Origin of the sequence: Shewanella sp. WE21 (assembly GCF_002966515.1) — a bacterium.
GTDB classification, from domain to species: Bacteria; Pseudomonadota; Gammaproteobacteria; order Enterobacterales; family Shewanellaceae; genus Shewanella; species Shewanella oncorhynchi.
The window spans coordinates 4,389,096-4,411,967 of the sequence record NZ_CP023019.1; the positions used below are offsets into that span (position 1 = coordinate 4,389,096).

The 22,872-nt window shown below is 46.0% G+C and carries 21 protein-coding genes; 10 read left to right on the forward strand and 11 right to left on the reverse strand.

Annotated elements, in window-relative coordinates; translation table 11 throughout:
* Positions 1 to 15 precede the first annotated feature (15 nt).
* The gene (locus CKQ84_RS19590; protein ID WP_028759995.1) at positions 16 to 657 is read left to right on the forward strand and encodes a bifunctional 4-hydroxy-2-oxoglutarate aldolase/2-dehydro-3-deoxy-phosphogluconate aldolase; all 642 of its coding nucleotides are present in this window, start codon (positions 16 to 18) and stop codon (positions 655 to 657) included.
* Between the two features lie 190 nt (positions 658 to 847).
* Here CKQ84_RS19590 and CKQ84_RS19595 read toward each other — a convergent pair whose 3' ends face one another.
* The 3 genes from CKQ84_RS19595 to CKQ84_RS19605 form a co-directional block, all read right to left on the reverse strand.
* Positions 848 to 2,197 (reverse strand): anti-phage deoxyguanosine triphosphatase, encoded by a 1,350-nt coding sequence (locus CKQ84_RS19595; RefSeq protein WP_105252461.1) that lies wholly within the window; start codon positions 2,195 to 2,197, stop codon positions 848 to 850.
* Positions 2,198 to 2,222: 25 nt separating this feature from the next.
* Entirely contained in the window at positions 2,223 to 2,810 is a 588-nt protein-coding gene (gene yfbR, locus CKQ84_RS19600) for a 5'-deoxynucleotidase (protein ID WP_006087181.1), read from the reverse strand.
* A gap of 209 nt (positions 2,811 to 3,019) precedes the next feature.
* Positions 3,020 to 4,234 (reverse strand): pyridoxal phosphate-dependent aminotransferase, encoded by a 1,215-nt coding sequence (locus tag CKQ84_RS19605; protein WP_105252462.1) that lies wholly within the window; start codon positions 4,232 to 4,234, stop codon positions 3,020 to 3,022.
* A gap of 751 nt (positions 4,235 to 4,985) precedes the next feature.
* Here CKQ84_RS19605 and CKQ84_RS19610 point away from each other — a divergent pair.
* Together CKQ84_RS19610 and CKQ84_RS19615 are read left to right on the forward strand one after the other, a co-directional pair.
* Positions 4,986 to 6,368, forward strand: a complete 1,383-nt coding sequence (locus tag CKQ84_RS19610) for a Na+/H+ antiporter NhaC family protein (RefSeq protein ID WP_105252463.1) — start codon at positions 4,986 to 4,988, stop codon at positions 6,366 to 6,368.
* A gap of 296 nt (positions 6,369 to 6,664) precedes the next feature.
* The gene (locus tag CKQ84_RS19615; protein ID WP_105252464.1) at positions 6,665 to 7,999 is read left to right on the forward strand and encodes a glutamine synthetase family protein; all 1,335 of its coding nucleotides are present in this window, start codon (positions 6,665 to 6,667) and stop codon (positions 7,997 to 7,999) included.
* A 132-nt stretch (positions 8,000 to 8,131) separates the two neighbouring features.
* Here the strand turns inward: CKQ84_RS19615 and efp are convergent, their stop codons facing one another.
* The 6 genes from efp to CKQ84_RS19645 all read right to left on the reverse strand — a co-directional run bounded on the left by efp (position 8,132) and on the right by CKQ84_RS19645 (position 11,996).
* On the reverse strand, positions 8,132 to 8,692 hold the full coding sequence (gene efp, locus CKQ84_RS19620; protein WP_105252465.1) for an elongation factor P: 561 nt from the start codon (positions 8,690 to 8,692) through the stop codon (positions 8,132 to 8,134).
* Between the two features lie 45 nt (positions 8,693 to 8,737).
* The gene (gene earP / locus CKQ84_RS19625) at positions 8,738 to 9,919 is read right to left on the reverse strand and encodes an elongation factor P maturation arginine rhamnosyltransferase EarP (RefSeq protein WP_105252466.1); all 1,182 of its coding nucleotides are present in this window, start codon (positions 9,917 to 9,919) and stop codon (positions 8,738 to 8,740) included.
* Between the two features lie 112 nt (positions 9,920 to 10,031).
* Positions 10,032 to 10,559 (reverse strand): flavodoxin FldA, encoded by a 528-nt coding sequence (fldA, locus tag CKQ84_RS19630; protein ID WP_006081576.1) that lies wholly within the window; start codon positions 10,557 to 10,559, stop codon positions 10,032 to 10,034.
* 54 nt (positions 10,560 to 10,613) lie between these two features.
* Positions 10,614 to 10,886, reverse strand: a complete 273-nt coding sequence (ybfE, locus tag CKQ84_RS19635) for a LexA regulated protein (RefSeq protein WP_006081577.1) — start codon at positions 10,884 to 10,886, stop codon at positions 10,614 to 10,616.
* Between the two features lie 10 nt (positions 10,887 to 10,896).
* Positions 10,897 to 11,118, reverse strand: a complete 222-nt coding sequence (locus CKQ84_RS19640) for a DUF2788 domain-containing protein (protein ID WP_006081578.1) — start codon at positions 11,116 to 11,118, stop codon at positions 10,897 to 10,899.
* 101 nt (positions 11,119 to 11,219) lie between these two features.
* Positions 11,220 to 11,996: an alpha/beta fold hydrolase gene (locus CKQ84_RS19645; RefSeq protein ID WP_105252467.1), complete on the reverse strand. Its 777-nt coding sequence runs from the start codon at positions 11,994 to 11,996 to the stop codon at positions 11,220 to 11,222.
* Between the two features lie 298 nt (positions 11,997 to 12,294).
* On the opposite strand from CKQ84_RS19645, the gene seqA reads away from it, so the two are divergent.
* Together seqA and pgm are read left to right on the forward strand one after the other, a co-directional pair.
* Positions 12,295 to 12,837, forward strand: a complete 543-nt coding sequence (seqA, locus tag CKQ84_RS19650; protein WP_105252468.1) for a replication initiation negative regulator SeqA — start codon at positions 12,295 to 12,297, stop codon at positions 12,835 to 12,837.
* A 73-nt stretch (positions 12,838 to 12,910) separates the two neighbouring features.
* A complete protein-coding gene (gene pgm / locus CKQ84_RS19655) occupies positions 12,911 to 14,563 on the forward strand; it encodes a phosphoglucomutase (alpha-D-glucose-1,6-bisphosphate-dependent) (protein WP_105252469.1) in 1,653 nt (550 codons plus the stop codon).
* Between the two features lie 116 nt (positions 14,564 to 14,679).
* On the opposite strand, the gene msrA is transcribed toward pgm, so the two are convergent.
* A complete protein-coding gene (msrA, locus tag CKQ84_RS19660; RefSeq protein ID WP_105252470.1) occupies positions 14,680 to 15,159 on the reverse strand; it encodes a peptide-methionine (S)-S-oxide reductase MsrA in 480 nt (159 codons plus the stop codon).
* A gap of 330 nt (positions 15,160 to 15,489) precedes the next feature.
* Between msrA and astE the strand changes: the two genes are divergently transcribed.
* The 5 genes from astE (at position 15,490) to nadA (ending at position 21,692) form a co-directional block, all read left to right on the forward strand.
* Positions 15,490 to 16,524 (forward strand): succinylglutamate desuccinylase, encoded by a 1,035-nt coding sequence (astE, locus tag CKQ84_RS19665; protein ID WP_105252471.1) that lies wholly within the window; start codon positions 15,490 to 15,492, stop codon positions 16,522 to 16,524.
* 161 nt (positions 16,525 to 16,685) lie between these two features.
* Complete coding sequence (locus tag CKQ84_RS19670; RefSeq protein ID WP_105252472.1) at positions 16,686 to 17,864, forward strand: thiamine pyrophosphate-dependent dehydrogenase E1 component subunit alpha; 1,179 nt, start codon at positions 16,686 to 16,688, stop codon at positions 17,862 to 17,864.
* Between the two features lie 3 nt (positions 17,865 to 17,867).
* Complete coding sequence (locus tag CKQ84_RS19675; RefSeq protein WP_028759982.1) at positions 17,868 to 18,845, forward strand: alpha-ketoacid dehydrogenase subunit beta; 978 nt, start codon at positions 17,868 to 17,870, stop codon at positions 18,843 to 18,845.
* 9 nt (positions 18,846 to 18,854) lie between these two features.
* Complete coding sequence (locus tag CKQ84_RS19680) at positions 18,855 to 20,477, forward strand: dihydrolipoyllysine-residue acetyltransferase (RefSeq protein ID WP_105252473.1); 1,623 nt, start codon at positions 18,855 to 18,857, stop codon at positions 20,475 to 20,477.
* Positions 20,478 to 20,609: 132 nt separating this feature from the next.
* Positions 20,610 to 21,692 (forward strand): quinolinate synthase NadA, encoded by a 1,083-nt coding sequence (gene nadA / locus CKQ84_RS19685; RefSeq protein ID WP_028759980.1) that lies wholly within the window; start codon positions 20,610 to 20,612, stop codon positions 21,690 to 21,692.
* A gap of 162 nt (positions 21,693 to 21,854) precedes the next feature.
* Here the strand turns inward: nadA and gap are convergent, their stop codons facing one another.
* Positions 21,855 to 22,865 (reverse strand): type I glyceraldehyde-3-phosphate dehydrogenase, encoded by a 1,011-nt coding sequence (gap, locus tag CKQ84_RS19690; RefSeq protein WP_006081590.1) that lies wholly within the window; start codon positions 22,863 to 22,865, stop codon positions 21,855 to 21,857.
* Positions 22,866 to 22,872: the final 7 nt, after the last annotated feature.

The window sequence follows — 22,872 nt, forward strand, 5'->3', positions numbered from 1 at the left end:
AGGAAGAATAACGCAATGCTTGAGAATAACTGGTCACTACAGCCACAAGATATTTTTAAACGCAGCCCTATTGTTCCTGTTATGGTGATTAACAAGATTGAACATGCGGTGCCATTAGCGCGAGCACTGGTTGCCGGCGGCATTAGCGTGTTAGAAGTGACTTTGCGTACGCCTTGTGCACTCGAAGCTATCACTAAAATCGCCAAAGAAGTGCCTGAGGCCTTAGTGGGCGCAGGGACTATCCTAAACGAAGCTCAGCTTGATCTTGCGATTGCCGCTGGCGCGCAGTTTATTATTACCCCAGGTGCAACGGTTGAACTGCTCAAAGCGGGTATGCATGGTCCAATCCCTTTAATTCCAGGGGTTGCGAGCATTTCAGAAGTGATGACGGGGATGGCGCTCGGTTACACCCACTTTAAATTCTTCCCAGCCGAAGCCTCGGGTGGTGTCGATGCCCTTAAAGCCTTCTCGGGTCCGCTAGCGGATATTCGCTTCTGCCCAACAGGTGGCATTACGCCAAGCAGCTATAAAGATTATTTAGCGCTGAAAAACGTCGATTGTATTGGTGGTAGCTGGATTGCGCCAACGGATGCAATGGAACACGGCGATTGGGATCGTATCACTCAACTTTGTAAAGATGCCATCGGCGCTTTATAAATCGAGCTTGACTTGAAATAGTGACAAAATAAAAACCACCGCAAGGTGGTTTTTTGTCTTTTATCTTTCGCATTTTGATAAAGAACGGCTGTGATCGCTGACTCTGTAGAAAGTCTAGCTTTTATAGAAACTCGTACATTTACAAACGGTCTGGCTTTATAGCAAGTCGGGCTGCGAAATGATTACTTGCCTACATTTCCTTGCTCAGTTCCACATTTGAGCCCGCTTTGGGGCTAAATAGCTGTTGATACAGTCGCCCCGCAAACTCATCTGTCATCCCTGAAATATAGTCCGCCAACACTCTGTGACTGTTTAAGCCTTGTTGCTCACTTTCGCGCCAGCGCTCTTGGGTGTTCAGTGGCAGTAAACGCTCGGGATCGGAAGCGAAGGCTTCGAATAATCCCATCACAATCTGCTGGCCCTTATATTCGAGCATTTGGATCTCAGGTTTACGGATCACGTATTTATAAACCAGTTGCTTGAGCACATTGAGCGCAATGGCAAATTCTGGCTCTAACGTCGCATTAAAGCGTAATAATGGCTCTTCGAACACGTCATCTTCTGAGATAACAATAGCGGTGACAAAGCCATTAACGAGTGTGCCTATGGCATCTTTACGTAGGTGATGCTCATGGGAAAACAGCTTGTTGCCAATATCTGCCAGCTCTTGTTTTATCCACGCATCGCTGCTGTTGGTCAGTGTCGGCGCCACATCTTGATGCCACTGGGACGCTGTGACTATGCCCATCACAATCGCATCTTCGAGATCGTGCACCGCATAGGCGATGTCATCTGCCAGTTCCATAATCGAGCAATCGAAGGATTTAAACTGGGTTCGCAGATGTGGATAGTGGTGCAGGGCGGGGTGTGAACCTTGCTGAGTTGATGTAAAACGACGGCTATCCGCCTCAGACAAAGGCTCAAGCACCCAAGCGAAGATGTCGTTATCATCGTCGAAAATGCCCTTAACCGGCGGCCATTGTGACGGTTTTAACTGTCTGTGGTTGGTGATTTCATTATGTTCACCCGCGACAAATAGCTTCGAGTGCGGCGCAGGGTATTTCAAAATCCCGAGCATGGTACGCCGACATAAGTTCATCCCGAAATCTAATGTGTAAGGCTCAAGTTTCGATAAGATACGAAAGGTTTGGCCATTGCCTTCAAAACCGCCGTGGTCGCGCATCATGTAATTTAATGCGACTTCGCCACCGTGGCCGAAGGGAGGATGACCAATATCGTGGGCCAAGCACAGGGACTCTAATAAGCTCATAGAGCAAAGCAGCTGTTTATGTTGTGGATATTTACGTCTGAGCTGCGCGGCTATGCCGGTGCCAATTTGCGAGACTTCGAGTGAGTGGGTTAATCGGGTGCGATAGAAGTCATTCATGCCAACGCCGAGCACTTGGGTCTTGGCCTGAAGGCGGCGAAAGGCGGCCGAGTGGAGAATACGCGCCCTGTCTCTTTGGTAAGGGCTGCGGTGATCGTTACGCCGTTGTTTATCTTCACCATGACGGCGTTCTTGCCAAACACTTGAAGTCATATGCATTCCTAGCGAGAGTGGAAAATCAAAGCATCTTGTTAATTTCGTCTAAATTCAAGGTGAAACTGGGCACAAAGCAGCTCATAAAATACTGTACTGCGGGATCTGGATTTGTCGCCAGCATGTCTTCGAGACGCTTACGGGCGGTATTGAATTCACTGTTGCCTGCGCGGTTTTCCTCAAGGCATTTAAGATAGGCACACAGAGTATCAGCCGATTTCACTATGGTCTTGTAAACGGGATCGGCGTAATCGCTGATGAACAGACTGCGATAATCTTCTTTAAATTCCTCAGGTACCATATCTAACATGCGCTGCTCGGCAATCGCCTCAATCTTTTTATACTCGGCTTCAATTTCTTTATTGAAGTATTTTACCGGCGTCGGTAAGTCACCCGTGAGAATTTCACTGGCATCGTGAAAAATCGCCAGACTCGTGGCTTGATGGGGATCGAGCGTCGTGCCGAATTTCTTATTACTGATGATCACCAGTGCATGGGCCACCATGGCAACTTGCAGCGAGTGTTCTTGAACATTTTCAGTGCGAACGTTGTACATCAAAGGCCAGCGTTGGATAAGTTTCATGCGAGCTAAATGCGCAAATAAGTGACTCATAGTTTTCCTGCTAAAGAGTGAAATCGGTAGGCGACAAGCTGCAATGGAAGACATGATACGAGTGAATAGGCAGTATTGACGCTAGTGAAGTCTTAGATTATCACAGCCTTGGATGACACGTGAGCATGAGCGTAGAGGATTTAAAGAAATTGCTAAAAATAAAGCGACCGCTAGGATCGCTTTATGTCTCAAACCGTTAAAAGGATATTTTACTGTCGATAGTTTTCGAGGAAGGCACCAAACTCGGTAAATGCTTTCTTCAGATCTTCTTTATAGGGCAAGAAAACCACTCGTAAATGGTCAGGCTCAGGCCAGTTAAAGGCCGTTCCGTGCACTAACAGAATTTTCTTTTCTCTGAGTAAATCCAGCACTAAACGCTCATCATCCCGCAAATTGAATTTTTTCATATCCAGTTTCGGAAAGGCATAGAGTGCGCCCTTTGGTTTTTTAACGCTCACACCTGGAATTTGGTTAAGCAATTCGTAACAGGCATCCCTTTGGACTGTGAGGCGGCCATTAGGCAAAATAAGCTCGTTAATACTCTGATAACCGCCGAGCGCGGTTTGAATCGCATGTTGATTGGGCACGTTTGCACAGAGGCGCATCGAGGACAGCATTTCTAAGCCTTCGATATAACTTTTAGCAGCCTTAAGATTGCCAGATAACATCATCCAACCAACACGAAATCCTGCTGCACGATAAGCCTTTGATAAACCGTTAAAAGTAACAGTTAAAATATCATCTGATAGACCCGCAGCAGGAATATGCTTGGCTTCATCGTATAAAATTTTATCGTAAATTTCATCGGCAAAAAGGATCAGATCATGTTGGCGACAAAGTTCAACTACTTGCAGCAGTAATTCTCTGCTGTATACCGCTCCGGTTGGGTTGTTCGGGTTAATCAGCACTATGCCGCGGGTACGTGATGAAATTTTACTTTTAATGTCATTGAGATCGGGGAACCAGTCCGCTTCTTCATCACAGCGATAATGTACAGCCTTGCCGCCCGCGAGATTCGCCGCAGCCGTCCACAGGGGATAGTCTGGTGAGGGGATTAAGATCTCATCATCGGTATTTAGCAAGCCTTGCATTGCCATCATAATAAGTTCTGAAACGCCGTTACCTATATAGATATCTTCGATATCGACACCAAAAATCCCTTGGGCTTGATAATGCTGCACTATGGCCTTACGGGCAGAGAATAATCCTTTTGACTCACAGTAGCCTTGGGCACTGGGTAAATTGAGGATCACATCGCGCACAATTTCTTCAGGCGCTTCGAAACCGAAGGGGGCCGGATTACCAATGTTGAGTTTGAGGATTCGATGCCCCTCGTCTTCTAAACGTCTGGCTTCCTTGTGCACTGGGCCGCGGATGTCATAGCAAACGGTATCCAGCTTGTTGGATTTGATGATAGGGCGCATTTACACCTCGGAACATGCATAAAGTTTTGGCTTAAGTTAGCGCACCATAACGAAATTTCATTGTAGATGAAAGGGGGGATAAGCACAGAATTGCGCTTTTTTTATAAATATCCCTCAGTTAAATATGCTTTAACAGACGATTAAAGAAATCTGCACAAGTTTTATGTTCTGACATTGGCATGATTTTAAGATTGTTTATCTATTGGGTTGGTAGGGAATCTTGTTTATGTTTTTTCATTTCGAAAGATGAAAATGCGTTTTCATTAGCTGACCCATATTTAATTTCTCTATATTAGCCATATCAATCGTGACAGAAGGAAATGTATTTTAGCTGATACTTAATGGTTGATTTTTAATCAGATATTTTTGATAAGGTAAACTTATGCCGCGGCATTTTATCTTGTGATAATTAGGCATATTTATTGAATGCTTATTAAGCTAAGAAGATCATAAATGTTTAAGTTACAATGGTGTTAAAAGTCTTCTAGATTATACGGTTATGTAAAATTGTCTCGCGGGAATTAAATTTATTTTCTATCAAGTTAAATTTATAGTTGACTCAATATTCGATGCGCTTTATTTTCTGCGCGATGTTTTTGGCAAGGCACCTTAGATAGCAAGCAATTCGCGGGTTTATCTCCAGGGTTAGTCATCATGAAGCAGCTGTGTTGACGTTCTGAATCGTGTTGATTTCAGGCGTTATTCTAAAACCATTTGCCTTTTAGGCGATTTATTTAGAGGACCTAAGTGCATGTCTGAACCGACAGCGTTAAGTCTCATTCCACCTTTGGTGGTATTGGTGTTAGCTATTTGGTTACGCCGTCCTATTTTATCTTTGATCATAGGTGCGGTAACCGGTTTCCTGTTACTCGATCCCAGTCAAGTCTTAAACAATTTTGCTAGTGTGTCATTGAAGGTTATGGCCGATGAAACCATAGGTTGGTTGATTCTGGTGTGTGGTGGTTTTGGTGCGCTCATCGCACTTTTAGTACGAACTGGCGGCGCATTAGCGTTTGGCCGCAATGCACTTAAATTGGCGAAAGGACCTAAATCTTCCCTATTAATGACTTTTATCCTTGGGATCGTGATTTTTATCGATGACTATCTCAATGCGTTGACTGTGGGTGAAACCATGAAGCGTGTAACGGATAAATTTAAAGTGTCCCGTGAAATGCTTGCCTATGTCGTGGACTCCACCGCCGCGCCCGTGTGTGTGTTAGTGCCATTATCGACTTGGGCGGTATTTTTTGGTGGATTACTGGTGGATAACGGTGTGGCAGCCGAAGGTCAAGGCATTGCAGTTTATATGCAAGCTATTCCTTACATGCTTTATGCTTGGTTAGCTGTGGCTATGGTGCTACTTGTCGCATTAGGTATTGTGCCCGCCATTGGTCCAATGAAGACTGCGCAGCTGCGCGCTGCCCAAGGTGAACCCGCTGAAGCGCAAGTGGATTTCGACCAAGTGCAAACTTCGGATGAATATGCGGTTAAAGCCATAGAAGAGGAATTTAAGCACGCCGATAATCAGGGCAAACTGCATAACTTTTTAGTGCCCATTGGTTTATTAGTTGCCTTTACCGTGTACTTTGATATTGACGTGTGGAAAGGCTTACTGGCGACCTTAGTTATCACAATTCCTTATTATGCAGTGCAGCGTTTGATGCCATTTTCAGAGATGATGGACCAAATGATCGATGGTTTTAAAAGCATGCTGCCGGCCATTAGCACTGTGATTGCGGCGTTTGTGTTTAAGGATGTGTGTGATCAGTTATTACTGCCGCAGTATGTTATTGAATCATTAAGCCCATTTATGACACCTAAATTGCTGCCTGCGGTAGTGTTCTTATCTATGGCTATCCTCGCGTTTGCCACAGGTTCGAGCTGGGGTATATTTGCCGTGACGATTCCTATCGTGATGCCATTAGCGCAAGCGGTTGGGGCGGACATCCCATTAGTCATTGGGGCCTTATTGTCTGCATCATCATTTGGTAGCCAAGCGTGCTTCTACTCAGATTCAACCGTATTGGCCGCCCAAGGCTCAGGTTGTAACTTAGTGAGCCATGCTGTGACTCAGTTACCTTATACGCTTATCGCAGCAGTAATAGCATTTATCGGCTTTATTGTGATTGCATAACTTCTGTCACGATTAATATAAGAAACCAGCTACGGCTGGTTTTTTTATGTCTGCCGTAATGGGGTTAGGCGGCTAGAGTGAGTAAAAGGTGGGTAAAGAGTGATGAGGTATGAACTAGGATAAACACGATTACACTGCTAAATGAAGATTTTCAACTAATGTCAAATTATATTTTACGAAATTGTCATTTATATTTTACATATTTCATCGTCGCCATGTAGCTTTTCAAATCAAAGCCTGATTATACTTTGCATCCTTCAGGGCATTATTTTCAACATTAGTGGCAAACGAATCAAATGGACTCAACTCTTCTTACTGCGTTTTTCGAGCACGGCACAATACGTGATGTCGAGTGTTTATTCCCTGATATTTCAGGCTATCCAAGGGGAAAGCTTATGCCTGCCCGAAGTTTTGCTCAGGGTGCTGAATTACGTATTGCCCAAGCTATTTCGATGCAAGCGATTACCGGTGAGTATTCCTACGATCCTGTTTTCCCTGATGCTGATCCTGATCTTTTACTCGTCCCCGATTACAGCACCCTCAAGATGATCCCATGGAGCACAGTGCCGCGCGCATTTGCCATCCATGACTGCGTATTACTGGATGGCAATTTATGTCCATTTGCGCCGCGCTCTATGTTAAAAAATGTGCTGGCCCGTTACCAAGCCCTTGGGTTAACGCCCGTGGTGGCCCCTGAGATTGAGTTTTATCTTACGGAGGCGAATACCGATCCGAGTGTGCCGTATCAGGCACCCATTTCAAAAAGTGGCCGAGCTGAAAATGGTCAATCCGCGTTTAGCATGAATATGCTCAATGAACTCGCACCATTTTGGGATGAGTTTAATGCCGCCATCGATGCGATTGGGATTAAAGGTGATACTTGGATCCATGAGATGGGGCTATCGCAATATGAAATTAACTTAGTGCATGGCGATCCGCTGGCCTTAGCGGATCAAGCCTTTATGTTCAAATACGCGGCGAAAGAAATCGCCATAAAACATGGCTTGAATGCGATATTTATGGCGAAACCCATAGCGGGTCAACCCGGCAGTTCTATGCATTTACATCAAAGTGTCGTCGATGATAAAGGTCATAATATTTTCAGCCATGCTGATGGTAGTGACACTGACCGTTTTCACCACTACATCGGCGGATTACAAAAGTATCTACCTGATTTAATGTTGTTATTCGCACCCAATATCAATTCATTTAGACGTTACATTTCCGGCAGTCAAGCGCCGATTAATTTAAGTTGGGGCGTCGATAATCGCACCACTGGCTTACGTGTGCCATTAAGTGCTCCAGTAGCGAGACGGGTAGAGAATCGTATTGCGGGCGCCGATGCTAATCCGTACCTGATGATTGCCGCATCTTTGGCTGCGGGCCTTGCCGGAATAGAAGAAAAATTATCGCCAAGTGCACCAGAAACTGGGAGCGCCTACGAAAGCAGCCATGACCTAGCGCAGACATTTTTAGCTGCGTTAACGCAAATGCGCCAAAGTGATTCGGCACGACGCTTACTCGGGGATGATTTTGTCACTGGCTTTGTATCGGTGAAGGAAATTGAATTCCAAAGTTATTTGAGTGAGATAGGGGCTTGGGAGCGACGTTTCTTAGGGCCGCAATGCTAACACTTATTTAATGAGGGGATTTTGCTGGATAACGCCTATTCCCTTGAGTGACTCGACACATCACTAAAAAAACAGCAACAAAAAAGCCAGTGCAAGCACTGGCTTTTCTGTGTCTGGAAACGAGAAGGGCGATTAAACGCGCTTCTTGAATTCACCAGTACGAGTGTCGATTTCAATTTTGTCGCCTACTTTCACGAAGTCAGCAACACTCACTGTGCCACCGCCAGTGATAGTCGCTGGCTTCATCACTTTACCTGAAGTATCGCCACGAGCTGAAGGCTCAGTGTAGATCACTTCACGTACGATAGTGGTTGGCATTTCAACAGAGATAGCTTTGCCATCATAGAAAGTCACTTGGCAAGTTTCTTCCATACCATCAACGATATAAGCCGCTGCATCACCTAGGTTTTCAGCTTCTACGTCGTATTGGTTGTATTCTGCATCCATGAATACAAACATAGGATCTGCAAAGTAAGAATATGTGCAGTCAAGACGATCTAAGATGATGTCTTCTAACTTATCTTCACCTTTGAAAGTCGTTTCAGTACCAGAGTTAAGCAGTAAGTTTTTCAACTTTAACTTAACGATAGCAGCGTTACGGCCAGAACGAGTTGTTTCAGTTTTCTGCACAACCCATGGGCTGCCATCTAACATGATCACGTTACCAGGACGGATTTCATGAGCAGTTTTCATTACACTATTTCCTATATTTAGATTTTTCTGTTTTCGCGCAGTATCTTAGCTGTTTTTAACGAACTGAACTAGTCGAGTAGCGAGATCTGCAGCATTTAATGCATTAATTGGCCATTGTTTAGCATGGTGATGCAACAAGGGCAAATTAACAGGATTAAGGTTTTGCCAGTGAAGGCTCACGGCTGATTGCTGTGCTTGGTTGAACGCGAGATTCAATTCAGACCAATAACAAGCAATTTTAGGTGGCAGATTATCGCAGTAAAGTTTGAGAAAAGCTTCTAATTTTACGAGGTGATAATCATCTTCTTGGGGATAAATGTGCCAAATGAAGGGTTTTGCGGCCCATTGGGCACGTAAAAAGGAATCTTCACCGCGCACGATATTAAAATCACAGCTCCAGAGCAGGCGATCAAACCCCTGTTGGTCTGTCATAGGTAAAATGTGCAGGGTTAAATTACCATGATTTATCTGTTGACCCGGCACTAGATCGGCAATTTCACAGGGCAGTAAATGTGTCAGACTGTTTAAGCTACGCCCCTTTGGGAGCAGCACATGGATTTTTTCTGCCGATTGCTGCCATAACTCACATAATGCGGATAGCGCCTCGGTCTCATAGCTAAAAACGCTAATAACAGTGTCTTGTGCCTGAATGTCCTTAAGACCTAGATCAGTAAAAAGCTGCAATTTATTGGCAGTATCAGCTTGCCAAGCATCACGCTCTGCAAACAAATTTTGCTCGCAAATGAGTCCACCCGTTTTGGCGCTAAAACCGGGAAAGTAGAAATACTTTTTCAAACCATTGGCTTGTAACGATGGCAAACCATGGCAGCCTTCAACCCAATTCTCTGCGCTTAAATACTCTAAATTCAGCCAAATAGGTACAGATTTTGGGGCGTTCTGATGTAAATAAGCCAGCTGCGCTTTTACCTGTTCAGGGAGTTCACAGGCAAAGGCTTCGATGAGCACAGCTCCTGCGACAAACGCTACAGGCAAAGGCTCTTTCCAATGAATAATATTCACACCATTGAAGGTTTGAGTGGCTTTTAGTGGTTCGAGTGTCGGTAAAATATGGGAGAAGCTTGCGAGGTCGTCGACCCACAGATTAACAGGGATCTGATACTCATTGGCTATTTGTTTTGCTAAACGCCAAGTGACGCCAATATCGCCGTAGTTATCAACGACGGTGCAAAAAATATCCCAGTGATTAGAGCGGGCTGTGTTGGTCATGAGTGTGGTATGTCGTTATTCTTAGTTACAAAAAGTAGATAGTTGCAACAAGTCCGAAATATATGCATAAAAAAAGCGGCGTTAAGCCGCTTTAATCAAATGGTTAACAGAATTAATCTTCTAATTCAGCTAAACACATTTCTTCGTAAATTTGCTTAACCCAAGCATCAACACGTTCTTCAGTCAGCTCTGGCTGGCGATCTTCATCGATACCTAAACCAATAAAGTGGTCGTCATCGACTTGACCTTTAGAGGCTTCAAAATTGTAGCTTGCAGTTGGCCAATGGCCGATGATGATACCACCACGGGCCTGAACAATATCGCCAACCATGCCCATGGCATCAAGGAAGTACTCAGCGTAGTCTTCTTGATCACCACAACCAAAAATAGCGACAAGTTTGTCAGTAAAATCAATTTGCTCTAATTCAGGGAAGAAATCATCCCAGTCACATTGCGCTTCACCGTAATACCAGGTCGGGATGCCGAACAGCAGCAAGTCATACTCTGCAATCTGTTCTTTGGTACTTTTGGCGATATCTTTCACCTCAACCATTTTTTTACCCAGTTTTTTCTGGATCATCTTGGCTACAGCTTCGGTGTTACCTGTGTCGCTACCGAAAAAAAGACCTACAGTTGCCATTGTCTATCCTTTAATGTCTAGTTCACTTATTAGGTTAATCTTGCTGGTACTCGTTCAGCACTCAACTTGTTGCTGAAGAATTAATTCGATTAACTGGCTACGGCTGATGTTACTGGCCAATGCCTGCTCATTCAAGGCGTCATACAAATCTTGTGACACCTTTAACTCTATTCGCTTTAATCCGTTGGCTTTATCGCGCTGGATTTGATTGCGTTTGTTGACCTTAAGCTGTTGGCTACGGGACAAAGGATTACTTCTTGGGCGGCCCCGGCGCTTTTCATTGGCAAAAAGGTCAATGGTGGTTCTGTCAGTTGCTTCTTTTGCCATGTTCTTATTGTTAACCGATCCCTGAGCCTTCCCAAGTGATCTGGATAATACCTTTTACAATAAACCCGGCGCAGCCGAGAAATAACACTAACCAAACAATAAATCGACCAAATTTTGGCACGTTACCTTGTTTAAGCACATCGTGGATGGCCATGCCGATAAAGAAAAATATCGAGGCAAAAAACAGGTTCAGGCCGATGGTTTCAATTTGTTCCATGTACTGAGATAACATACTTTCTTAGTCCTTGAGAGTGTTCTAAGGCCAAAAGAGGCGCGAATATATCACAACAAGATGGCGGCTGCCATATGCTTTCGGTCGAGTTTGCTGCTGATTTACATTGAATGTTTGTCAATAAATTCAGACACGATCCGGTTAAAAATGGCGGGTTTTTGCGCATGCAACCAATGACCACATCCTTCAAGTGTTTTTGCCTGTGCCGCGGGGAATTGCGCCATGATAGCGCTTCTGTGCTCGCTAGTGACATAATTTGAGTCGCCGCCGCGAATAAACAGACTTGGTCCAGCATAGCTTTGTACTGGATTTAGTGTCTGATTTTGCCAGCCAATAATATTGGGATAACAAGCTTTTAGGCCACTTAAGTTCAGCTTCCAACGAAAGCCTGTGTCGGTACGTTGCAGGTTTTTAAGTAAAAACTGCGCCGTGGCTTCGTCGATACCTTTGTCAATCAAGTGGTTTAGGGCAAAGCGTCTGTCGGTATGGCCTTCTAAGGGCAGGCTTTCTAATGCGGCAAACACTGTGTCGTGTCTTGGCTCATAGGCGACGGGGGCAATATCTGCTGCCACCATGCTGATAATGCGCTCTGGATGAGCTAACGCCGTCGCCATGGCGATTTTACCGCCCATAGAGTGACCCACAATATGGGCGCGTTCAATAGCCAGTTCGTCGAGCAAGCTGATCATTGCAGTGGCGAGGCGAGGGTAGTCCATTTGATCCCAATGTTCACTTAAACCATGATTGGGCACATCGACACGAATAATTTGATACTGATTTTCTAATACTTGCCCTAGACCTTTGAGGTTATCTAGATTACCGAACAAGCCGTGGATCAAGAGCACTGCGGGTCCTTGGCCTGTGGAAACAAAGTTCATGGTGATTCCTGTTGGAGATTTTTAGCTTAGCGTGACGCGAATTGTGCCCTTAATGCCGTTGGCTTGACAAGTCAGTTGCCATTTCTATAGTGGGAGCGGCCAGTAACTTGTGTGCTTTTTCGGCAATTGTCGATTAACTGCTAGTTTGCTGTGCTATTTCCCGCACTTTTAGAATAATGGCGCTTTATCAGATTGATAGAGATAGATACACTGGTAACAGATCGCAATGATCTGCCCCGATCGCTGTGGTACACTTTTTTCGGTTAAGCCTGTCGAATAACAAAGGATAATTAAGGTTATGAAATATATCGAAGTAGATGAAGAGCTCTATCGTCATATTGCCAGCAAAACAGAACGTATTGGTGAGAGCGCCTCTGACATTCTTCGTCGATTACTCGGCCTGTCCGTCGATGCGGTCGAACAACCTCAGCCTTTGGCGATTAGCCAACCGAGCCTTGAAGCTGAACCTATTCAGCCCGTCGCGGCGCAAACAGTGCCAGCAGTGAATGATTTTAGTCGCTTAGTCGATGAACATCAGTTATCGCAGCAAAAAGGCGCAGTAGGTCGTTTTCTGTTTTTGCTCGAAAGTTTGTATCAATTAGCCCCAGAGCAATTCTCACAAATTTTGCAGATCCAAGGGCGCGATCGTTTGTATTTTGCTCGCTCTAAGGAGCAACTGCTCGAAGCGAGTGCTTCGGCTAACCCAAAAGAAATTGGTACAAGTGGTTTCTGGGTAACGAGTAACAACAATACCGCCAAGAAACGCACTATTTTATCGGAAGTTTTAGTGCAATTTGGTTGTGATGCGACAGTAGCAGCGGGTATCGCCGAGCGCGTTTAATCCGCGGATGAGCCAAGTTAGTACGACATTTTTCTACTTTTTCTAATTGTAATTGAGTGCAGGAGAGCCATAGGTGGCAATACATCAAAGGGCAGGACAAATCGCTAATCAGACGGATCTGGTCAATATTCCAAAACTGATGAGCCATTATTACAGCATCACGCCAAATATGGATGACGTACAACAACGCGTCACCTTTGGCACTTCTGGGCACAGAGGCTGCGCCTTCAATGGCAGTTTTAACCAACAACACATTTGGGCGATTACCCAAGCTGTGGTGGACTACCGTCAATCGGCAAATATCGATGGGCCGCTGATCCTTGGGATTGACACCCATGCGTTATCCTATGCGGCCTATTTGTCGGCCATTGAAGTGCTGGCGGCAAATAAAGTCACAGTGAAAATCCAACAGAACGACGGATTTACGCCAACGCCAGTGGTTTCCCATGGGGTGATTTGCGCCAATCGCGAAGCCAATATTACGGGTGCGGCATTGTCCGATGGTTTGATCATTACGCCTTCCCACAATCCGCCTCAAGATGGTGGGATTAAATACAATCCACCCCATGGCGGACCGGCCGAAGGTAATATCACCGCTTGGATTGAATCGCGGGCCAATGATTACTTGCGCCAAGCGTTAGCTGGCGTGCAAAAATTAGCGTATGCCGAAGCGCTGGCATCAGGCTATGTCAACGCCATTGATTTGATCACGCCTTATGTGGCTGATTTAGACAATGTCATCGACATGCAGGCGATTGCCAACGCTAAGCTGCGTATCGGCGTTGACCCGCTCGGTGGTTCAGGGATTTTCTATTGGGCACCGATTGCCGCGCGTTATGGGCTCGATATCACGTTAGTTAATGATAAGGTTGATCCAAGCTTTAGCTTTATGCCGCTGGATAAAGACGGCAAAATCCGCATGGATTGCTCATCTCCCTACGCGATGGCCGGGTTACTCGCCCATAAAGAATCCTTTGATTTATGCCTTGGTAATGATCCCGATTATGACCGTCACGGCATCGTTTGCCCTGGTACGGGTTTGATGGATCCGAATCATTATCTTGCGGTCGCTATTGATTATTTACTGACACACAGACCAGATTGGAGCGATACCTTAGCCATAGGTAAAACCTTAGTATCGAGTGCGCTTATCGATAAAATCTGTGCTTTCCACGGCAAAAAGTTACTCGAAGTGCCTGTGGGCTTTAAGTGGTTTGTCGACGGTTTAGCCGAAGCCACAATCGCCTTTGGCGGTGAAGAGAGTGCTGGCGCGGCATTTTTACGCCGTGATGGCAGCACATGGTGCACAGATAAAGACGGCTTCATTTTAGGATTACTTGCCGCAGAAATTCTTGCGGTGACAGGTAAAACCCCAGGTCAGCGTCACCAAGAGTTAGTAAAACAATTTGGCCAAAGTTTCTATAAGCGTATCGATAGCCCAATCAGTCTTGAAAACAAGGCCAAATTTGCGTTATTGAATGCTGAAACCTTAAATGCCACTGTGCTTGCAGGTGAGTCAATCGAAAACGTGTTAACCCATGCGCCGGGCAATAATGCGGCCATTGGTGGCATCAAAGTGACTACGGCGAATGGTTGGTTTGCGGCGCGTCCATCGGGCACGGAAGCGTTATTTAAGATCTACGGCGAGAGTTTTATCAGTGAGCAGCATTTGGCTGAGATCATCAAAGATGCGCAGGCATTAATTGATAAGGCGCTAAAAGCTTAATGCAGTAGTAGGTTTAGCTAACGTCTCAAAATAAAAAACGCACTCAGATTTGAGTGCGTTTTTGTTTGTGTCTAATTCAGCTGTGAGTAGTTGATCTAATACTGATTTGACCGTATTTAGTACTCGATATGGCAACTCGGTAAGTTATTCTTATCGATGTAATTTTGATGATATTCCTCAGCCACATGGAACTGTTGAAGTGGCACTATTTCAGTGACGATATGGCGTAATCCCCAACGGCCCGAGCGGGCAAAAGCTAACTTTGAGGCTTCTGCGGCCGCTTTTTGCTCACGGTCGTGGAAGAAAATGGTACTGCGATATTGAGTGCCAATATCTCCGCCTTGCATGTTCAGACTCGTTGGATTGTGGTTTTTCCAAAATACATCGAGCAAGTCTTCATAACTGACAAGGGCGGGATCGAATTCCACTTGCACCACTTCGGCATGGCCCGTTTTGCCTTTTTTGACTTCTTCATAGCTCGTCGCCGCATTATTGCCGCCCATATAGCCGCAGGTGGCATTGGATACGCCGTTCACTTGTCTAAAAAAATACTCTACGCCCCAGAAACAGCCGGCACCAAAGGTTGCTAACGCCATAATTAAATCCAATAGAAGTCTAGATGGCTAAGGATTGTGATAAAACTTGAGTGCAAAAGCAAGCCTCAAGCTGGAATATTTATCATGGGAAATTCTTAGGGAATGTCCTAAGAATTTAACAATCTGCTTAGTTGAATGTCATTCCGCTTAAAACTGGGTCCTACGGCAATAAATGTCTGAGAACAGCACTAAAAACATGTGTTAGTATTGAAGCCGTTTTTTAGGTGCGAGTGAGACTAACCGCGGTGAGATAAATGCTTAAGTGGTTATTACTGCCTGTACTTATGCTATTGCGCCAATACTGTTACACATCATTATAAGGAGAATTCTGTGTTACAAGCTCTGTTAGATTCAAAGGATTTTTTAGCGCTCACCTTAGCCCATCCTGAACAGTTCGATGGCGAATTTTCATTTAACTTAGGCGATCATACTCAAGTGGAAGTGTGGGATACCGGTGTTATTGTTTTCGAACCAGTAAAGAATGAAGGAAAAGATATTGTGCTTTCCTGCGGTGTTCACGGTAACGAGACCGCGCCCATTGAACTCTGCAATAGCTTAATTAAACAACTTCTACAGCAAAAGATCATCGCAAAGCAGCGCACTTTATTTCTCATTGGTAACCCATTAGCGATTAATAACGGCACGCGGATTATTGACGAAAACATGAATCGTCTCTTTAGTGGTGAGCATTCCAATCCACCAGGGTTAGTGAACCCTGAGCGAGTACGCGCGAAAAAACTCGAAGCCTATGTCGATCGTTTTTATACTGCGGTTGCCGATGGACGTCAGCGCATCCATTATGATCTGCACACGGCGATGCGCGCTTCGAAGCATGAAAAGTTCGCTATCTATCCCTATCGTCCTGGGCGCGCCTTTAGCGGCGAGCAAATTATGTTTTTAGCCGCAAGCGGCGTCGATACAGTACTTTTCCACCATGAACCGACCACGACCTTCAGCTATTTTTCCTCTGAACGCTACGGTGCCGATGCCTTTACCATTGAGCTTGGCAAAGTGTATCCCATGGGGCAGAACGACATGACGCGTTTTATCGTCACCCATGAAATGTTCATGCGCTTGATCACCGCTAAGCCGTTGGAGCTGGATGCATTTGATGCCGATAAGGTTAACTTGTACCAAGTGTGCCGCGTCATCAATAAACATTTCGATGATTTTGAATTTACCTTCGCAACTGATGTCGAAAACTTCAGATCTTTCCCGAAGGGCTTTGTTTTAGCGCGGGAAGGTGGGCAAGAAATTAAAGTGGAACATGAGTTTGAGTCTGTCGTGTTCCCTAATACCAAAGTGCCTATTGGCAATCGCACTGTGATTTGCCTGATCCCTGCGGTGAATGCGGACGTGCGTTAGGCTTGTAAAGCAATATATACATGCGTGGCAGGGATAACTTGTGGTTTGAGCTATGCCAATGGTTGATAGGTAGTTTACGTTAACGTAATGTTCGTCGGGCATATTCGTATAAACAGACGCATCAAACGCTTTGATGCGTAATGAGATAACAAGAGCACAATATGAGCAAAGCAACACTCAACACTGATACAGTGCACCGTGTCGGCTTCTTGGATAAGGCATCGCTACACATTCCTATCCTTCGAATTCTACAAGCCGACGGCACCACTTATGAAACCGCGGTTTTGCCTGTGATAGATGAAACCTTAGCCACTAAAATTTACGATACCTGTGTATTCACTCGGGTACTTGATGAACGTATGCTTGGCGCCCAGCGTCAAGGACGCATCAGCTTCTACATGACCTGTACGGGTGAAGAAGCGGCGATTGTCGGCAGTGTGGCCGCACTCGATCAAGAAGATGTGATCCTCGCACAATATCGTGAGCATGCGGCGCTGCGTTATCGCGGCTTTACCACTGAACAGTTTATGAATCAGATGTTCAGTAACGAGAAAGATCTTGGTAAAGGTCGCCAAATGCCAATCCATTACGGCAGTGCGGCATTGCATTATCAAACGATTTCGTCACCGTTAGCCACGCAAATCCCGCAGGCGACTGGTGTGGGCTACAGCTTAAAAATGCAAGGTAAGCGCAAAGTCGCGGTTTGTTATTTTGGCGAAGGCGCTGCATCGGAAGGGGATTTTCATGCTGGCCTAAACATGGCCGCGGTACTGAAATGCCCAGTGATTTTCTTCTGTCGTAACAATGGCTACGCGATTTCTACCCCCACTGAAGAGCAGTTTGCTGGAAACGGTATTGCCAGCCGCGGTGTGGGTTATGGCATGCACACCATTCGTGTAGACGGCAATGACATGTTGGCCGTGTTAGCCGCAACTCAGCAAGCCCGCGCCTATGCGATTGAGCATAATTCGCCTGTGCTGATTGAAGCCATGACTTACCGTCTCGGCGCACACTCTTCTTCAGACGATCCCTCTGGTTATCGCTCGAAAGATGAAGAAGCCAAGTGGCAGCAACACGATCCGGTTAAACGCTTCAAATTATGGCTTATCAACAAAGGTTGGTTGGCTGAAGCGGATGATGTAAAACTGCATGAGAAATATCGTGAAGAAGTATTGGCTGCGGTAAAAGTGGCTGAAAAAATTCCTGTGCCTATGCTGGATGAAATTATTGAAGATGTGTACGACAAGCCGACGCCAGTGCTGAAAAAGCAACTCGCCGATCTTAAAGAACATATCAAGAAATATCCGCAAGCCTATCCAAAAAGTGCAGGGAGACTATAAGCCGTGGCTGAAATGAATATGTTACAGGCCGTCAATGAGGCCTTGTCGATTGCCATGCAAGCCGATGAACGCATGGTGGTTTTTGGTGAAGATGTGGGCCACTTTGGCGGGGTATTTCGCGCTACCTCCGGTCTTCAAGAAAAATTCGGTCGCGCTCGCTGCTTTAATACGCCGCTGACAGAACAAGGTATTGCCGGTTTTGCCAATGGTTTAGCCTCAAATGGCATGACCGCCGTGGCTGAAATTCAATTCGCCGATTATATCTTTCCGGCGTTTGATCAAATCGTCAACGAGTCGGCTAAGTTCCGTTACCGTAGCGGTAATGAGTTCGATGTCGGTGGATTAGTGTTCCGTACGCCCTATGGCGGCGGTATCGCGGGCGGCCATTATCACTCGCAATCACCTGAAGCCTATTTTACCCAGACGCCGGGGTTAAAAGTGGTGGTGCCACGCAACCCTGAGCAAGCCAAAGGACTGCTGTTGGCGTCAATCCGTGACAAAAATCCGGTGATCTTCTTTGAGCCTAAGCGTTTATATCGTGCATCGGTTGGCGAAGTGCCCGCGGGCGATTATGAAATTGAACTGGGTAAGGCTGAAGTGGTTCGCGAAGGTAAAGACATCACCTTAGTGGCGTGGGGCGCGCAAATGGAAATCCTTGAAAAAGCCGCCGACATGGCTGCTAAAGAAGGGATCTCCTGTGAAGTTATCGATTTACGCACCTTGTCACCCTGGGATATCGATACTGTTGCCGATTCAGTCAAAAAGACCGGACGTTTACTGGTTAACCATGAAGCGCCATTAACCGGTGGCTTTGCTGGTGAGATCGCGGCGACGATTCAGCAAGAATGCTTCTTGTATCTAGAGTCGCCCATCAGCCGCGTTTGTGGTTTAGATACCCCGTACCCACTCATTCATGAAAAAGAATACATGCCAGATGCTTTCAAAACGTTTGAAGCCATCAAAGCATCAGTGACCTTCTAGGAGTCCGGTATGATTAAAGATTTTATTTTGCCGGATATTGGCGAAGGTGTTGTGGAGTGTGAGTTGGTTGAATGGCTGGTCAAAGAAGGCGACACAGTCGTTGAAGACCAACCTATTGCCGATGTGATGACAGACAAAGCACTTGTTCAAATCCCAGCGCCTTTTGCGGGCGTAGTCACTAAGCTGTATTACGCCAAGGGCGATATTGCGAAAGTGCATGCGCCGCTCTATGCCGTAAAAATTGAAGATGCCGTTGAAATCGCAGGCGAATCTGTTACGGCTGAACCTGCTGCGACGACTGCAAAAGTGACTGAGCCAGTGGCAGTAACAAACGCGACCACGTCATCCAGTTCATCTGTCAGCATTGAAGAATTCTTACTACCTGATATCGGCGAAGGCATTGTTGAATGTGAGCTAGTTGAATGGTTGGTGAGTGAAGGTGATTGGGTTGAGGAAGATCAACCGATTGCCGACGTGATGACAGATAAAGCACTGGTGCAAATTCCTGCCATTAAAGCGGGTAAAATTGCCAAACTGCATTATCGCAAAGGTCAGCTAGCTAAAGTACATGCGCCTTTATTTGCCATTGAAGTTGAACAGACGGCTTCTGCACCTGCGGCAACAACAAACACAGATACTGTGGTCAATGCGGCACCTGCAGCGCAGATTGTGAATGCAGAGCCTGCTCGCCAAGGTAAAGCCTTAGCCAGCCCCGCAGTTCGTCGCATGGCGCGGTCGTTAGATATCGATTTGAGCCAAGTACCTGGTACAGGAAAGCATGGCCGTGTGTATAAGGAAGATATCACCCGCTTCCAACAAGGCGCGAGCAATGTTTCTGCTCCAAGTGTGGCTCAGGTAAAAGAGGCGCCAGTTCAAGCGACTCAAACATCTCAAACCCAAGTTCCAACATCTACAGTGACTCAACGCGCTGACGCGGTTGAGCCGATTCGCGGCGTAAAAGCTGTGATGGCACGCATGATGGTGGAGTCTGTGTCGAGCATTCCGCACTTTACCTATTGTGAAGAGTTTGATTTAACAGACTTAGTAGCACTGCGTGAAAGCATGAAGGTTAAGTATTCGTCAGATGAAGTGAAGCTGACCATGATGCCTTTCTTCATGAAGTCGATGTCGCTCGCGTTAAGTCAGTTCCCTGTGATGAACAGTCAAGTGAATGCGGATTGCACTGAACTAACTTACAAGGCACGTCACAATATCGGCATGGCGGTGGATTCTAAAGTCGGTCTCTTGGTGCCCAACATCAAAGATGTTCAGGACAAGAGCATTTTAGAAGTGGCGGCAGAAATCACCCGCCTGACCCAAGCAGCCCGCAGCGGCCGCGTGGCGCCAGCGGATCTGAAAGACGGCACGATTTCCATCTCTAACATTGGCGCCTTAGGTGGCACAGTGGCGACGCCTATTATCAACAAACCTGAGGTGGCGATTGTGGCCTTAGGTAAGTTGCAAATCCTACCGCGCTTTAACGCGAAAGGGGAAGTCGAAGCTCGCCAAATCATGCAAGTGAGCTGGTCAGGTGACCATAGAGTGATCGATGGCGGTACGATTGCTCGCTTCTGTAATCTGTGGAAACAGTATCTTGAGCAGCCTCAAGAGATGTTATTAGCGATGCGCTAAGCCGCTGGCACGAATAACTGACACTAAAAGGACGCTAAAAGCGTCCTTTTTTATTTGCTTTGCACAAATGGGTTAATCTTTTGATCCCGATTACGTATAATTCCCGAACGTAGTTATCCTGATGGATGTGTTATGAGTCAGTTAGCCCCCAGCCCATTTGCTCCAACAATAGAAACCATTGATTACCCGTTTCCGCCTAAACCAGTGCCTTTGTCCGATGCGCAAAAAGCCGATTACAAGGCGCGTATCAAACAACTGCTCATTGAAAAAGATGCCGTTCTGGTTGCCCACTATTATACCGATCCTGAAATCCAAGCCCTTGCCGAAGAGACTGGCGGCTGCGTTTCAGACTCTTTAGAAATGGCGCGCTTTGGCCGCGATCACCCAGCAAAAACCTTAATCGTTGCTGGGGTCAAGTTTATGGGCGAAACCGCCAAGATTTTAAGCCCAGAAAAAACCATTTTAATGCCGACCTTAGAAGCCACTTGTTCATTGGACTTAGGTTGCCCAATCGATAAGTTCAGCGCTTTCTGCGACGCGCACCCAGATCATACTGTGGTGGTTTACGCCAATACTTCGGCTGCGGTTAAAGCGCGCGCCGATTGGGTGGTGACATCGAGCATTGCCCTTGAAATCGTTGAGCACTTAGACAGCGAAGGCAAAAAGATCATTTGGGGACCCGATCGTCATTTAGGCAGCTATATTGCCAAGCAGACGGGCGCCGACATGTTGATGTGGCAGGGCGATTGTATCGTTCACGACGAGTTTAAATCGAACGCGTTGCGCGATATGAAAAGCGTTTACCCAGATGCGGCGATTCTTGTGCACCCTGAGTCGCCAGCCAGTGTGGTGGCAATGGCCGATGCGGTTGGCTCAACCAGTCAGCTGATCAAAGCGGCGCAGACAATGCCAAATGAGCGTTTTATCGTGGCAACCGATCGCGGCATTTTTTATAAAATGCAGCAGGCGGCGCCAGGTAAAATTTTAATTGAAGCGCCAACGGGCGGAAATGGCGCAACCTGTAAGAGCTGTGCCCACTGTCCTTGGATGGCGATGAACGGTTTGCAGGCAATTGAAGCGTCACTCGCCGACAGCGATAAAACCACCCATGAGATTTTTGTGGATGAAGACTTAAGAGTTAAGGCGCTTATTCCGCTGACGCGTATGCTGGATTTTGCCAAGACACTGAATATGAAAGTGAAGGGTAATGCCTAAGCCCATTATTTAGCTTTTCTTCAGCCTAATAAAAATCCCTACCATAGCGTGGGGATTTTTTATGTCTGTTGTTTCATCAAATTTAAGACAATAAAAAGCCCCGCAAATGCGAGGCTTAATTGAATAACGCGGAATCTAGTGACTAGATTACTTTACGCTTACTTACTTGGCGTTCATCAGTGCAACCGCGTTATCTAACATACGGTTACTGAATCCCCACTCGTTATCATACCAAGACATCACTTTCACTAAACGACCGTTTACACGGGTTTGAGTGGCGTCAAAGTTTGAAGAAAACGCATTGTGGTTAAAGTCGATAGACACCAATGGCTCTTTGTTTACCGCTAACACTTCGCTCAATGGCGCAACGCTGGCAGCGCGTTCGATAATGGCATTCACTTCTTCAACTGTCGTATCACGGGCAGCGATGAAAGATAAATCCACGAGTGATACGTTAACTGTAGGTACACGAACCGCTAAACCGTCGAATTTACCTTGTAATTCAGGTACAACCAAACCTACAGCAGCTGCTGCGCCAGTTTTAGTTGGGATCATTGACAGTGCCGCAGCACGGGCACGACGTAAATCTGTGTGGTACACGTCAGATAAACGTTGATCGTTGGTATAAGCGTGAATGGTGGTCATCAGGCCTGATTCGATACCAATCTCGTCATTTAACGGCTTAGCAAAAGGGGCTAAACAGTTTGTTGTACAAGAAGCATTTGAAATCACTGTCATGTCTGAGGTCAGCACGTTGTTGTTCACACCGTAAACAACTGTGGCATCCACATTTTTACCTGGAGCAGAAATAATCACTTTCTTCGCGCCAGCGGTTAAATGTGGTTGAACGGTTTCTTTAGAAGTGAAGATACCGGTACATTCGAACACCACGTCTACTTGCAACTCAGCCCATGGTAGTTTTGCAGGATCACGTTCTTGGAAAGTGAGGATCTTATCGCCATTCACATAAATAGCTTCGGCATCATGGTCAACTTTCGCATTGAAACGACCATGAACAGAATCGTATTTTGTCAGGTGAGCGTTGATTGAAGCGTCGCCTAAATCATTAATAGCGACAATCTTGATTGGATAAGCTTTTTCGCTTTCGTACAAGGCGCGTAATACGTTTCTACCGATACGGCCATAGCCATTTATTGCTACACGGATAGTCATCTCATAT